Consider the following 14,392-nt stretch of genomic DNA (forward strand, 5'->3'; position numbering starts at 1 on the left):
GGGTCTACCACCGGGCGGCGGGCGAGTATGTCCCCTTTCCCGGGGACATACAGTGACGTCCCGCCGAAGCGAAGGTAGGTGAACCGGCCGGTCCCCGCAGCCACTTGGCGAGTGGCCGCGGTGCCGGCGCACCACACACCCACAGATCAGGAGCAGACCATGGGCAGGTTCACCAAGCGGGTCGGCGCCTTCGAGTCCCCGCACTCGGTCGCCGACACGATGACGATCCTCTACAACGGCGTGTCCGAGCAGCTCAGCAACGCCACGCCGACTGTCTCAGAGCCCGGCCTGGCCGCCTCGATCTACCTGACCCGCTTCGACGACAGCGGCCTGACGGTGACCGCGGGCAACAGGATCGAGACGTACTTCCGCTTCATGGTCGACGTCACGTCCAACGGCAGCGGCTGCGTCGGTGAGGCGTACTTCGACCGGCGCATGGGAGCGATCAACCGCTGGATGGGCAACGCCATGGGGCTCACCGGCGGCCTCTCCCTCACGTTCCAGCAATGCAGTATCCGCACCCGCGGCTGGACCATCGCCTGATTCGCCGAGGCGGAGGAGGAACGAACATGAGCCAGGTCAAGTGCAGGTGCGGCCAGACACTGGAGAAGTGCTGCACACGCGGTTGCAGCCGCTGCACCTCGGGATACCGCTGCTCGACACATGGCAAAGACTGGGCCCGCACGACCGGGGGCGGCCTGTTCAGCTCCGGCCGCACGGGCAGCGGCGCCAGATGTCGCAAGGACCACACGCCGGTCGTCAACTGTCCTCACTGCAATGGCCGGGCAGGCAGAACATGCAGCACCTGCGGCGGGACCGGCCAGACCTGTCCGACACACGGCCAGTTCTGGCAGTGACCGCCTGCCGGGCCGCTGACGCGGCGAACGGTGGGCCTGCCGTGATCGCAGGCCCACCACCGTCGGCCACCGACCCGGCGCAGGCCGCCGAGGCGCTCTGCGAGGTCGCCGCGGGCGCAGAGATCCCCAGTCGGCCAGCGCCCCGTTTCGACTGCCCAAGACAGGCCGCGCCTGTCGTAGGCCCAGCCGCTCGTCTTGGTTCGGTGACCCGCGTCACACCCGGCGGCTGTCAGCAATCGGGGCGCCGTCTCGTTCAAGGGGCACGCGAACGAGACAGGAGCAACGCAATGAAGCACCGCATCGTCGTACTCGGCGCCGGATACGCCGGGGCCTTCGCCGCCGGAAACCTGGCCCGCCGCCTTTCCCCCGCCGACACCGAGATCACCGTCGTCAACGCCGAGCCCGACTTCGTCGAGCGGATGCGGCTCCACCAGCTGGCGATCGGCCAGGACGTCGCGTTCCGCAAGCTCGCCGACGTGTTCGCCGGTACGGGGGTGCGGCTGCGCCTGGCGCGCGTCACCGGCGTCGGCCCCGAGCGCAGGACCGTCGCCGTGACCGGCGAGGACGGCGACGGCGAGCTCGCGTACGACACGCTTCTCTATGCGCTCGGCAGCTCTGTCGCCCACCATGGCGTCCCCGGCGTGGCCGAGTACGCCTTCGATGTGGCCGGCCGGTCCTCGGCGCTGCGGCTGCGCGAGCGCCTGGCCGGCCTGGACGGGGGCGGCACCGTGCTGGTCGTCGGTGAGGGGCTGACCGGCATCGAGACCGCCACCGAGTTCGCCGAGGCCCGGCCCGACCTGTCGGTCGCGCTCGCCGCCCGCGGCGAGCTGGGCGCCTGGCTCTCCCCGAAGGCCCGCCGCCACCTGCGCCAGGCCTTCGACCGGCTCGGCATCACCGTCCACGAGCACACCGGCATCGAAGCCGTCGAGCCGACACGTGCGATCGCCGCCGACGGTACGTCCATCCCGTCCGACGTGACCGTGTGGTCGGCCGGGTTCGCCGTGCACCCCATCGCTGCCGCCGGCGGCCTGGAGGTCGCCGAGACCGGCCAGATCGTCGTCGACCGCACCATGCGCTCGGTCTCGCACCCGGACGTCTACGCCGCCGGTGACTGCGCCTACGCGATCGGCGAGAACGGCCGGCCGCTGCCGATGTCCTGCGCCTCGGCCGGCTTCACCAACATGCAGGCGACCGCCGCGATCATCGCCCGCCTGACGGGCCGCGAGGTCCCGACCACCGGGCTGAAGTACCACGGCAACCACATCAGCCTCGGGCGGCGGGACGCGATCTTCCAGATGGTGGACGGGGACGTCCGGTCGAAGTCCTGGTACCTGGGCGGCCGGACCGCCGCGCGGCTCAAGTCGGGCGTGCTCAAGGGGGCCGGGTGGGGCATCGCCCACCCGACCTTCGGCATGCCGAAACGCAAGCGCCGGCTGGCCACCGCACCGGACCGGTCCGGTGTACGGGTCGCCGCATAGCCTGTTCCGCATGGACAGCGTCGCCATCGATCGGTTCGAGGCCAGCCGGGGCCGGCTGGCCTCGCTCGCGTACCGTCTGCTCGGCTCGGCGGCCGACGCCGAGGACGCGGTGCAGGACGCGTTCCTGCGCTGGCAGGCCGCGGACCGGGAACGTATCGAGGTGCCGGAGGCGTGGCTGACCAAGGTCGTCACCAATCTCTGCCTCGACCGGCTCCGCTCCGCGCAGGCGCGCCATGAGCGCGCCGTCGGGGACTGGCTGCCCGAGCCACTCCTCGAGGGCGACCCGATGCTCGGCCCTGCCGATACCTTCGAGCAGCGCGAATCGGTGTCCTTGGCCGTACTGACCCTCATGGAGCGCCTCTCGCCGGTCGAGCGGGCCGCTTACGTCCTGCGCGAGGCCTTCTCGTACCCCCACGCCGAGATCGCCGGGATCCTCGACATCACCGAGTCCGCGAGCCAGCAGCATGTCCACCGGGCCCGACGCCGGGTCACCGCCGAGCGTCGCGGCGGCGACGAGGTGGACCCCGCGTCCGCGCGCCGCATCGTCGAGGAGTTCCTCGCCGCCGCCACGTCGGGGCGCACCGAACGGCTGGTGGCGATGCTCACCGCCGACGCGACCGCGGTCTCGGACGGCGCCGGACTGGCCAGGCGGCTGCTGCGGTACAAGACGCGCGAGCGCATCGCCTCCCACGTGCGGGCCGGCCTCAAGCCCACGCCGGCGAAGCGGCGGCTGGCCGGCGGCTCCCCCGCCTTCCACATCGCGCTGGTCAACGGCTCCCCGGCCGTCCTCGCCGTGATCGAGGACCGGGTCGTGGGCGCCGTGGCGTTCGAAGTCAGCGACGGCAAGGTGGCGTCCCTGCGCGGCATCGCCGCCGCGGACCGGCTCGCGCGCCTCAACGAGGCCTGGGGGCAGCACGAACCCGACGCGCCGGTCATCCACGCATGGTGACCAGAGCCACCGGTATCCAGTGACCTGACTCGGAGCGAGGACGGCATCCCTTCGACCGCGCGCCGCACAGCAGCACGGTCTCCCGAATCGGTTGGTATCGGGAAGCACGGGCGGCTTTTGATCGCGCGGCTCGCTGCTGTGGCTACCCGGAGGGTTCGGCGCCGGCAACGGGCAGCACCGAAGTCGCCTTCGGCTGGGGGAGTTCGCGGGTTGGTCGTTGCATCCCAATGGGGGTACTTCCTCAAACTCTGAATTGTCAGCGCCTCCCGCCGCTGACGGGGCTCCAGCTGAAGCCGTGCGGGAAGTTCAACGAGAGCCTCGGAAGAAGCCGCCGCAGGGCTGTCGCGAGGCCATCAATGAGGTTCGCGCCCACCAGGCGGCGCAGCAGACAGCCTTGGAACTCGCAGCCATCACCCAGCGCCAGTCCCGTGGCTCGCGGGCTCGGGGCAGCAGGGGCACCACGGACAGGCAGACGAATCGTGCAGAAGTGCGGCGCTAGCGGAATGCGGTGGGAGTTGTCAACTCCCCTCCTTCTTGGTCGGAACAGCGCTCTACGCTGACCTCGTGACGTACATGAGCTGGTCAGATGTGCTGGAGCGAGGAACTGCGGATTCGAGCTTGACCTTCGCCCGGGCCCGCTGGAGACAGGCAGGGAAGTTCGCGTGGGTGGCGCCGCGTCAAACGATCACGGCTCCAACAGGTGAGCAGTATCCGCTGTGCGCCACGGTGTACTTCAAGGACTTTGACGACGTCGTCAAGCCGTACTTCCCGAGCATGGACGGGATGACCGAGGCTGACGACTGGTACATAGGAATTTCCGGCCATCCACCGCAGTAGCCGTGCTCGGTACGCACGCACCCTCGTCTGCCTGGTGCCCGTGAGGGGGGAGTAGGCCACGCTGCCGGTCGCCCAACCGGTTGTCGGTACCGCCAGGCACCGACAGGGCCTGCGCAGTCTGCGACAGGGACGCTGCCTCCGGCCGGTCCAATGAGGCTGCGTGGTCAGGCCGCCCTCTGGGTGGACGGCACCGTGCTCCCTTGGCTTCCCATCCACATTCGGGCTCCGTCACCGTGGGGCTGCCGGGCCTTCCCTACAGCCGCAGTCGTCAACCGGACGATGTCCCAGCCGACACAGTCCAGGTCCTCGGCTGTGGTGGCGTCGACCCGGACGTGCACGGTGAGTTCGACACCTGGCCAGTCGGCGCGGGGCAGGTCGCCGAGCACGTCGTGAATGGTGCGGGTGGCAACGGGGCACAGCACCACCCCGCCACACCAGCCGCTGAGAGAGACGAGGGTCGTGTACCGCCCAGCCTTGTGGATGACGGCGCAGGTGCGGATGTGCGGGCCCATGGCGGGCGCCCCCTCATGCAGTGCGTGCGGTGGGGGATTCCGGGATCGTCACCGGATGCGTGGAAGATGTCAAGGCAATGTACAGAAAAGGTGCGCCTCGTCCGTCCGGCAGGCTCGAGAGCCCGGAATGGATGGATGGCGCGCCCATCGGCGAAGTTCAAAGCAGCCCCGGGCCGCCGGCCTGGGGCCCTTAGCCCCACCAGCGACTCGCCGCCCAGGCGAGTGCGTAACCCGCACTGTTGAGGGCGCAGTGCAGCGCCACGGGTGGGATGAGGCTGCCGGAGCGGCGGCGGAGTTCGCAGAGAAGCACACCGGCGAGGGCGGTGCCGACGACCGCCGCTGTCACGGACAGGGCGACGCCGACCTGGCCGGCTCCGAAGACCGCTTGGGCCGCCGCGTTCGCGCGCGTGAGCCCGAGTGACGGCTGTACATGCCAGAGCCCGAAGAGCACCGAGGAAACGACGGTGGCCCACAGAGGCCCCCACCGTCGCCGAACCATGGCCCACAGCACGCCGCGGAATGCGATCTCCTCAAGCAGCACCGTGCCGAGCGGTACCCGGACCAGTACGCGGTACACCAGTTCCTCGGGAGACAGGCCCGCGGCCCGCTCGTCCTGGAATGCCTCCCGGCTGAACGGCAGTGCCAGGCCCACCAGACAGACCAAGAGAACGGCTCCGACGAGGACCAGGCCCCAGCGCAGACCGCGGCGGGCAGCGGCCCTGCCGAACCCCAGGTCGTCCCAAGCGAGACCGGACCGGCGGGCGATCAACACAAGCAGCGCGGCCGCAACTGCACAGACCGGCACGTACCAAGCGGGCGCGAGCAGCCCGTTGAGGGTGTTCGCGGCCGGGAGCACCACGACGGCCAAGAGCAGCATCCACATGGCCGCACAAGGATTGCCGACGTTCGCGAGAGCGGCCCGCAATGCGCTGTTCCACGGCGCGCCGCCTATCGGTCGCGGACGGTGAGGAATTCGAGTGACTGCCAGGCACGCAACGCGACCACCGCTGCTGTGCAACAGCTGCTGGAGGCTGTCAGGAGTGCGGTGGCCTGCCCCTTCGGCGAGCTGCCAGCCGTTCTTGCGTGTTGCCCGCCTGGTGGCCGCGGCCGCGGTCGCGGGGCAGCTCCCATTCGACTCCGACCGCGAGCACCGGCTGTGCCCCGAGCGGGCCATCGGCGCGCTCAATGCCGGCTTCGGCCTCCGGCACCGTGGGCCCCGCAGCGACTCATCCGAAGGCCGTTTGAACGCCTGCACTTCTTCATGACCCGCAATGGGGCTCCCGGCCAGATGCTCGCGCAGGGGCGAGAGGACGCGGGGTCCTGGATGGCTGCGATCACCACGCAGGGGACGGTAGCGTCACGGTGCCTGTCATCCGAGTCCTTCCATGTGCATTTCCTCGAGGTAGGTGGGCTGGTCAGGCCGCGCGCGGATCACTCGGGAGTAGCGGTGGGAGGTGCGGCACCAGTCGTGACAGGCTCTCATCTGCGCCTGGAGGTCATCGATGAATACATAGGCGCTTTCCCGGTCGGGCACGGGAAGGGCGGCGGCATCGAAAAGTGCGGGGAGCTGCGATTTGAGGTGCAGAAATTCGTCGGTGTAGCGGCGTACTGTCGATCGGGTCTCCGCCAGGGCTTCCTGGCGCGAGTAGTGCCGGTGATGTTGGAGCACGAGCACCAGGTTGTGGAAGTCGCCCCTGGCTTCCTCCTTGGACACGGAGAACGCGTCCTGAATGATGTTGACGACCTGGACCGTCGCATTATGCATCTTCTGGATTTCCGGCATGGAAAAGACGGCTTCAGGCAATTCGTAATGACCGATGCGTTCGGCGCAGTCGATCAACACATTTTCCAGCCCTGTCTTGTGGCGCAGTCTGAGGTACGTGTCGACGTCGGGCACGATACCGCTGTGGCGGTTGATGGTCTCGCTGGTGTAGGCGTTGAGGAAGTCTTTCCAGTTCCGGGACGACCGCTGCTGCCACGAGGCGGACATGCCGCGGACCTGGCGAGACCATATCGAGGCCAGCCCGCTCGCCGCCGGAGTGGGGTTCCCCCTCGGCACCGCTCCGCGAGGTGAGTGCACGACATCGATGAGTTGTTGGATGATCTGTGCGACTCTGCCGGGCTGCATTCCCAGCGGTCCATCGAACTGGTCATCCACCAGGAGGAACCAACCTGCAACATCTGTCCCTAACGCCAGGTCTGCTCCACTCGCATGTGGCCAGAAGCGGGCAGCAACGCCCGGTACATCCCATCGGCAGTACTCGCCCAGGGATCCCTGGCCCAGTAGTCCGTGCTTTTGAATCCAGGTGATATGGTGAGCCGCTGCCGATTTGACGTCCTGACTGATCCGCGAGGGGAAGGGAAGGTCGAAAGATAATTCTTGCACAGCGCTCTCCTTGTTCAGATTTCTTTATGTGGGTTACGGTGGCAGTGGCTCGGGCGCATCATCACCCCAACCCGGCGCTCGGTGCGATTATCAGAGCGCGAACCGGTGATCGCGTCCAGAGTGGTAGCACAACCCCGGCGTAGGGAAGCACCCACACGACCTGCCCCGCGCCCTTCACTCCCGGAGTCGTTCGTCACCGTGTCGACGCTCCTTACACCGGGTGATGCGCCGCCGGCGCGGCCCCGGCACCCCGGCGAACAGCATCCGCACTCGGGACACCTCTTGGCGAGCAGGTCCAGTTTCTGCGACAGGATCACCCTTTCAGGTGCCTGGCTGATCGGGTCTCCGCATGGCGGGCATCGTGGTTCTACGCTGATATCTCGTCACATGACTCTCAGGGAGACGTCGTTGCCTACAGCGGGGAGTGATCGGTGACAGATGTCGGATTCCAGTCCTGGCCGAGCACCGACCAGAGCATCACAGGGCGCACCACTTCCGCGCTGCCCTCCCCCGCCCGGCGGACGGGTGAGCACGGTGCCAAGGACACCGGCATGGACCACAAGTCGTCGAACTCCCTGTTCCAGCCGAGCGCCGGCCCGGTCCAGGCTGGGTTCTTCTGCTGGGACGTCGCCACTGGGGAGATCGACTGCGATCCGCCCACCTACCACCTCCACGGCCTGCCCGAGGACAGCCCCGCTCAACTCGAGACCTTCCTGTCGAGGATCCCGGAATCCGATCTGCCCGAATTCATAGGTGCACTGCAGTCGATGGCGGAGGCCGGGGGCAACTACCAGATCGCCTACCGCATCGCCTTGGGTGAGGGCGGCTGGCGCTCGCTGGAAGCTCGCGGGCGTGTACTCGCTGATGCGGCGGGAGTACCGACAAGGATGGTCGGGGTGGTGATGGACACCACGGCCGCTCATGAGCGTCAGGAAGCCGAGAAGCGACGGCTCTGCGAAAGGGCGACCCGCAATCTGCGGATGCAGCAGCTCACCGCCGCGCTCGCGGCCGCCGTGACGGTCAAGGACATCCTGGCCGCCACACAGGTGGGGCTGCAGGACTTCGGTGCGAGCGGGCTCGCCGTGGTGGCGTCGCAGCGCGATGGACTGTCCATCGTGGCCTCCTGCGGCTATGACGAGGAGGAGCTGGCCGCTGTCTGCGATGCGGACACCGGCACGGGCTCTCTGTTGCAGGACGCCCTTGTGCGCCATGCTCCGGTGTTCGTCGCCTCCGTCACGGACCTGGCCGCCGCGTACCCGCAGTCGGCGGCGCAGCAGACCGCGGAATGGTCTTGCCGGGCGTGGGCGGCGATTCCTATGGCGGATTCCCGGGGGCCGATCGGGGTCTGCCTGATGGGGTTTCCTTCGCCCCGGGAGTTCGGTCCCGAAGAGCGGGCGCTGCTGGTTGCCCTTGCCGGACTGCTCGCCCAGTCCCTGGAGCGGGCGGGAATGTACGAGTCGCAGCACGCTCTGGCCACGGAACTGCAGCGCGGAATCCTGCCCCCCGGCCCTCTGTCGGCGCCCGGTTTGACGATCGCCGCGCGCTACCAGGCAGCCACGTCGGACATGCGGATCGGCGGTGACTGGTACGACGCCATCTGCCTTCCCGACGGCGCGGTGGCACTGGTGATCGGAGACGTCCAAGGCCACAGCGTGCATGCTGCCTCCCTGATGGGCAAGCTCCGCACGGCCATTCACGCCTATGCAAGCGAGGGTCACGGTCCGGCGGCCGTTCTGGCACGGACGAATCGCCTGCTGGTCGAGTTCAACCCGGATCCGGACCGGGCGATGCTCGCCACCTGCTGCTATCTGTTGATCCGCCCTGCCGAGGGGATGCTCGAGGCCTGCACAGCGGGCCATCTGGCACCTGTCCTGATCGCTCCAGGTGAGCCACCGCGCCTCCTCGACATCGCCGGTGGCCTCCCGCTCGGTGTCGACCCGCAGGCCCAGTACCCGACCGAGCGGATCCCGATCCGCCCCGGCAGCGTGTTGGCAGTCACCACCGACGGGCTCCTGGAAACCGCGGGCGGAGACATCGGCGTGGCCATCGAAGCATTTCTGACAGGGCTGGCAGGAGCCGCGACGGCCGACCTCGAGGTCCTGGCCGACGAACTCCTTGCCGGGGCCCACCGGGCACCGCGCCGCAGCGACGACATCGCTCTTCTGCTGGCCCGCCTCATCGGCCCCCAGCGCGCTGACGAGCCATCTGCCACAGGGAGGGCCACGCAGACAGAGGCGCCCGCCGAGCGCTGAAGCTGGAAAATTGCGCCGAGCCCGACGGTCGGACCGCTTCTACGGCGCCCCCGACACGGTGCCGACGACGGCCTCGTACGACGATGCCGCCCCTTGGGTTTCAGACGGACATCACCCGCTCATCCGGCGCCGCCCTCGGCGTGCGGCAGGCGGCTGTCCCGTACGGCGGACCCCGCTGCCGGTGTGGTTCTTACGGGCGGACGAGTCGAAGACCCGGCGCCCCACCGTGATCCTCATGAATAGCAGTGACGGGCAGAATGTCGATATGTAGACCTGCAGCGTTCCGGTCGCGCTGGACCTCGGCTGGAACGCCCTCGGCTACGAGGGGCCCGGCCAGGGCAGCTGCTCTTCGTGGACCAGGTGATCTTCCCGCTGGCCTGGGAGAAGGTCAAAAGTCCCCTCATCGACTGGGACTGCCGGGTCCTCCTGATGACAGGGAGCAGAAAGTGGGCGGATACGGTCGCGGTGGGGAGCGATTGGTCGGCCCGTTGCCGCGAAGCGCGGGCCGCCGCTGCGTTTGTCCACGTCAGCGCCTCGGATAGCCTGGTTGTTAGCAGTTTGTGTTCGGGGATCCTGTGCCTGAGGACCTTGCGTCTGAGGGGCTGAACCGATGGTCGTGGGCGGCGGCCTGGCGCCGGACGAGCGGTCGGCGAGCGGAGCGCCCCTCACGGGCAGGGATGGGTCACTGTGGTGGACACGCGCGCGTCGACGAGTGATGTGCCGGACCGGCCGCCTCAGCCGGCGGTCGGGTACGCGGGTGTGTTCCGTGATCTGCTGCCGATCGCGCTGTGGAGGGCGGATTCGCAGGGGCGCATCGTGCAGTGGTCTCTCGCCGCCAAGGATCTGCTCGGCTACGCGCCGGAGGAGCTGCTGGGACGGTACGGGACGCCGATCCTGGTGCCCGAGGCGAACAGGGAGCTGGCCGACGAGCTGGCGCGGAAGGTCAGGCTGGGCGAAGCCGTGCTCGGGTGCCTTCCGGTGCGGCACCGTGACGGGCACATCGTGGAGATGGAGATGTGGATCTGCCCGGCCGCGGACGCGCAGGGTCGGACCGGTCTCCTGGCCATCGCCGCCGAGACCTCCGCGGTGGTGCACATGCGGGACTCGCTGGCGGCACTCGAGGGACTGTTCACCCAGTCCCCGATCGGTCTGGCCATGCTCGGCCCTGACTTGCGTTACCTGCGGGTCAACGACGCCCTGGTGCGGATGAACGGCGTCCCCGCGGCCGAGCACATCGGCAAGCGGGTGGGCGAAGTGGCGCCTGGGGTCAATGCCGCGGAGCTTGAAACGGTGATGCGGCAGGTACTGGATCGGGGGGAGGCGGTGGTGGACTTCCGCCGCGCCGGTCGCACCCCGGCCGACCCCGATCACGACCGGACCTGGTCCTGCTCCTACGCCCCGCTACTCGGGGGCCCCGGTCAACCGCTGGGGCTGATCGCTTCCCTGATCGACATCACCGAAGGGCAGCAGGCCCACGTCCGGGCCGAACAGGCGGGCCGGCGCTTCGCCCTGCTGGCCGAGGCCGGCACGCGCATCGGAACGACCCTGGACCTGCGGAAGACCGCCGAAGAAGTGGTGCAGGTACTGGTGCCCCAGCTTGCCGACTCGGCCGACGTGCACCTGCTGGACAGGGTGCTCGCCCCCGATCAGGCCGCGGCGTCCTCTCACGGCGTGGCGCGTCGTATGGCGGTTCTCTACACCGATCCGGCCGCCCCGGCAGAGGAACTGGCGGTGGGCAAGACCTACCAGGTCCCGCCTGGCTCGGTGTACGAGCGAGTGATCGACGAGGGACGTCCCCTGAACCTCTACCTGACCGATATCGAACCCCTGGTCACCGATCCGGGCAGCGAGCAGCTGCGTGACTACCTTCGCACCCGTGTGGGCTCGGCGCGCATGGTCCCCCTTCTCGCCCGGGGCAGTCCGCTCGGGGCGGTGCTGGTGACGCGTACCCGTGACCGGGAGCCGTTCGACGACCAGGACATCGTGCTCATCGACGAGCTGGTGGCCCGCGCGGCACTGAACATCGACAACGCACGCATGTACACCAGCCAGCGACATGCGGCGCTCACCCTGCAGCGCAGCCTGATGAACGCCTCGCTGCCGACAGTGACGGGGCTGGAGCTCACCGGGCGCTACCTGCCCGCCAGCGATCAGGAGGTCGGCGGTGACTGGTTCGATGTCATCGCGCTGCCGCGCGGCAGGACAGGGCTCGTCATAGGAGACGTGATGGGGCACGGGATCCATGCCGCGGCCGTCATGGGGCAGCTGCGCACCGCTGTGCGAACGCTGGCTCGCAGCGACATCGCACCGGCCCAGCTGCTCTACGCCCTGGACGCCACCGTGGCCGACCTGGGCGAGAACGCGATGGCGACCTGCGTCTACGCCGTCCACGATCCAGCCACCAGTAGCTGTCTGATCGCCAGGGCCGGCCATCCACCGCCGGCCGTGGCCGACGCCCAGGGAACGGTCGCGTTCCTGGAAGGCCCCTCGGGTACGTCGCTAGGGGCAGGCGGACAGGGCTTCACCGACGAACGTGTTTCACTGCCCCCGCACAGCCTGCTGGTGATGTACACCGACGGACTCATCGAGACCCGCGACAAAGACCTCGACCAGGGCATGCAACAGCTCTCCCAAGCCCTTCGGCACCCCCACGTCCCGCTGGAGGAAATCTGCGACCACCTCCTGCGCCGATTGCTGCCGCCCATGGTCCACGACGACGTGGCGCTGCTTCTCGTCAGGCCCCAGCCCGAGTCCCGTCAAGCTCCCGCCAACCCGGCCGAACCGCCGAAGCGCACGTCAACCTCGTAGGTCCGCCCAGGGGGCCTCATTCTGCTTCTTGCTGCGGGCGCGCTCGGCGCCACCGCGCTGCCGGTGCCAGGGCAGGAACTGCGGCAACGGTGTCATCGCGTGCCCGCCCATTGATGGCAGCCGGTCCCGCCTGCGGGGGCCTCCCTCGTGATTGCAGCTGCACCGGACGGGACGGCACAGTGCCGGCCCAGGGGAGCGGGTGCACAAAGCCCTGTTCACCGGAGTGGGAGTCAGCACCGGGCCAATGGTCCGGCGCGTGCTGGTCGGGCCCGGACGACCTGGCTACGACGTGGACCTTCGGGAAGTGGACGGGACCTCCCGCTGACGGACCTGCCATGTCTTGATGGGCATGCGGCCTGGGACTGGGAGGACAACGATGAAGGCGTACACCGTCCATCACAGGAAGGAATCGGGGCCATGACTGATCGGGGAAACGGGTACGTGATTCCCGAACCGGAGGAGGAGCCCGACTTCGCGGACGAGCACTCTCGCCCCACCTATGCCGATGAGCCCTCGACGGAGGATCCCGACGAGTCGGTTCCCTCGGGGGAGGGCGGAGACGGGGGAATGGACCCCACCTGAAAGGTCCTTCGGCCAGGTGAAGCCGCAGCGTCGTCGGCACCCGGGCCCACGGGGCGCGGGCCGACGGATATGCCCTGGAAGGCCCATGAATATCTTGGTGAGAGGCCGTCCGGCCATTGGGCCGGGCGGCCCGGCGGTCATGCCCTGGCCGGGGCGGACCCACGGCAGGAACACCGTCAAGCGCGCCCTGCTGCCGCTGAAGGAGATCTTCGCCATACGCCAACGACGACTCACGCGGCTCCACCCTGCCGAATCGGTACAGGAACCGCTCATGCGGCTGCAGTTCAGCAAGCCCGCCGACCACGCCCGGGCATTCGCCCGCAACCTCTCCCACCCGATACCCGGCAGAACGATCCGACTGCCCACCGTCACGCACCGGTGCAGTACTAGGATTTCGGCCGTCTGCGCGGCTGGCTGCGCCGCCCGGATCGCGTCCCGCATCGTCCGCCGCGGCACCGAACCTCCCAACCGACTGGGCCGGCATCGCAGGGTCGTGGAACGCACCGTCGTGACTCAACGGATGCCCGCCGTCTGCACCGCCGATACGAGCGCAAGGCCGCGTACTTCCTCGACTTCGTCGACTCGGTCACCGGGTAGCTCATGGACGCGACGCTTGCGCTTTCGTTCGGCCCGCGGAACCGGGCACGTGCGGCAGGCTGCCTGCGGGCCGCTCCTGCACACGGGCGAGGCCCCTGCGTGCGGTGAAACCCGCAGGCAGGGGGCTTGTTTGGGGTCCCGCCCGTGCGGCGCGCACGATCCCGGTGAGTGTGCTGCACTGGAATCAGGAGGTGCATCGTGTCCGGTCGTGCAGGGAAACCCAGGAACATCCTTCTTGTGTGGCTGATCTGGCCGCTGATCACGCTGGGCGTCTACCACTTCGTCTGGTATTACAAGGTGAATCGCGAGGCCCGTGACTTCGATCCGCGGATCGAAGTCAATCCGGCGTATGCCGTCCTGGCCATCCTCATCGGCTGGCTGGTGATCGTTCCTCCCTTCGTGTCGGTCTACAACACCGGTCAGCGCATTGCCGAGATGCAGAAGTCGGCCGGGATGCAGCCCAGTTGCAATCCCTGGATCGGGCTGATCCTCATGATCATCGCCGGCCTGCACGCGCTCTACTACCAGCACGAGCTGAACCAGATCTGGACCCACTACCGGAACCCGGCCGAGGGGCAACAGGTGCCTCTCGCTGTCTGATGCCCGGGATCCGTGGCTTCGTGCGAAGCGGGAGCCGGTGCAGCGTGGGCCCCTGTCCGGTGGGCGAATTCCAGTGGTCGTATCGCAACGCGTGATCACCGCCGTGTGGCGGTGAGCAGTTTGGACAGACGCTCGGCTGGGGTTTCCCCGTCGGGCGTCTTGCGTGGGCGGCTGTTGAGTTCGGCGGCGGCGTCCAGGTCCTGGCGGCTGTAACGCGACGCGCTGGTGCCTGGGGGGACTGGCGCAGCGGGCCGCTCGTGTTCTCGTTCGGCCCGGTCCGCACTGCCATGGGCAGGCAGGATTACAGAAGTGGGCCGCGTGTTCGTGGCGGTGGAGAAGAGGTGGTGACTTGCCGGCTCGTTGCCCTGATCCCAGGTCAGTGACCGCCGTAGGTGGGCCAGAAGTTCGCTGATGGTGGCGGTGAAAGCCAGCGGGTGCAGGTCGTCGCCTGTGCGGGGTACAAGACGCACAGGTGGCCGTGCCGGCCCGGTGTCCGGGCAGACGTCGCGAGGCTGACGCCCCCGCCCCCGGGCG

The 14,392-nt window shown here is 68.7% G+C and carries 11 protein-coding genes and 1 pseudogene; 8 read left to right on the forward strand and 4 right to left on the reverse strand.

Annotation, left to right across the window (positions count from 1 at the left end):
• Positions 1-159: 159 nt before the first annotated feature.
• From IE198_RS30520 to IE198_RS30535, 4 genes are all read left to right on the forward strand, one after another.
• Entirely contained in the window at positions 160-543 is a 384-nt protein-coding gene (locus IE198_RS30520) for a hypothetical protein (RefSeq protein ID WP_189892469.1), read from the forward strand.
• Between the two features lie 601 nt (positions 544-1,144).
• On the forward strand, positions 1,145-2,335 hold the full coding sequence (locus tag IE198_RS30525) for an NAD(P)/FAD-dependent oxidoreductase (protein ID WP_189892471.1): 1,191 nt from the start codon (positions 1,145-1,147) through the stop codon (positions 2,333-2,335).
• Between the two features lie 10 nt (positions 2,336-2,345).
• Complete coding sequence (locus IE198_RS30530) at positions 2,346-3,284, forward strand: sigma-70 family RNA polymerase sigma factor (protein ID WP_189892473.1); 939 nt, start codon at positions 2,346-2,348, stop codon at positions 3,282-3,284.
• Between the two features lie 573 nt (positions 3,285-3,857).
• Positions 3,858-4,121, forward strand: a complete 264-nt coding sequence (locus IE198_RS30535; protein ID WP_189892526.1) for a Thoeris anti-defense Tad2 family protein — start codon at positions 3,858-3,860, stop codon at positions 4,119-4,121.
• Between the two features lie 164 nt (positions 4,122-4,285).
• On the opposite strand, the gene IE198_RS30540 is transcribed toward IE198_RS30535, so the two are convergent.
• The 3 genes from IE198_RS30540 to IE198_RS30550 form a co-directional block, all read right to left on the reverse strand.
• Positions 4,286-4,633 (reverse strand): hypothetical protein, encoded by a 348-nt coding sequence (locus IE198_RS30540; protein ID WP_189892475.1) that lies wholly within the window; start codon positions 4,631-4,633, stop codon positions 4,286-4,288.
• 190 nt (positions 4,634-4,823) lie between these two features.
• Positions 4,824-5,510 carry a CPBP family intramembrane glutamic endopeptidase gene (locus IE198_RS30545; RefSeq protein WP_229834512.1) on the reverse strand — a complete coding sequence of 229 codons (687 nt, stop codon included), beginning with the start codon at positions 5,508-5,510 and terminating at the stop codon, positions 4,824-4,826.
• A gap of 492 nt (positions 5,511-6,002) precedes the next feature.
• Positions 6,003-7,019 carry a terpene synthase family protein gene (locus IE198_RS30550; RefSeq protein ID WP_189892479.1) on the reverse strand — a complete coding sequence of 339 codons (1,017 nt, stop codon included), beginning with the start codon at positions 7,017-7,019 and terminating at the stop codon, positions 6,003-6,005.
• Positions 7,020-7,450: 431 nt separating this feature from the next.
• On the opposite strand from IE198_RS30550, the gene IE198_RS30555 reads away from it, so the two are divergent.
• From IE198_RS30555 to IE198_RS30570, 4 genes are all read left to right on the forward strand, one after another.
• Positions 7,451-9,271: a SpoIIE family protein phosphatase gene (locus tag IE198_RS30555; RefSeq protein ID WP_189892481.1), complete on the forward strand. Its 1,821-nt coding sequence runs from the start codon at positions 7,451-7,453 to the stop codon at positions 9,269-9,271.
• A 687-nt stretch (positions 9,272-9,958) separates the two neighbouring features.
• Positions 9,959-12,079 carry a SpoIIE family protein phosphatase gene (locus tag IE198_RS30560; protein ID WP_308426880.1) on the forward strand — a complete coding sequence of 707 codons (2,121 nt, stop codon included), beginning with the start codon at positions 9,959-9,961 and terminating at the stop codon, positions 12,077-12,079.
• Positions 12,080-12,496: 417 nt separating this feature from the next.
• Positions 12,497-12,661: a hypothetical protein gene (locus IE198_RS30565; RefSeq protein ID WP_189892483.1), complete on the forward strand. Its 165-nt coding sequence runs from the start codon at positions 12,497-12,499 to the stop codon at positions 12,659-12,661.
• A 795-nt stretch (positions 12,662-13,456) separates the two neighbouring features.
• Positions 13,457-13,858 carry a DUF4234 domain-containing protein gene (locus IE198_RS30570; protein ID WP_229834516.1) on the forward strand — a complete coding sequence of 134 codons (402 nt, stop codon included), beginning with the start codon at positions 13,457-13,459 and terminating at the stop codon, positions 13,856-13,858.
• Between the two features lie 95 nt (positions 13,859-13,953).
• On the opposite strand, the pseudogene IE198_RS36965 reads toward IE198_RS30570, so the two are convergent.
• Positions 13,954-14,286 (reverse strand): annotated as a pseudogene (locus IE198_RS36965) (transposase); the annotation flags it as partial.
• Positions 14,287-14,392: the final 106 nt, after the last annotated feature.

It is taken from the genome of Streptomyces xantholiticus, from assembly GCF_014651015.1.
Taxonomy (GTDB): domain Bacteria; phylum Actinomycetota; class Actinomycetes; order Streptomycetales; family Streptomycetaceae; genus Streptomyces; species Streptomyces xantholiticus.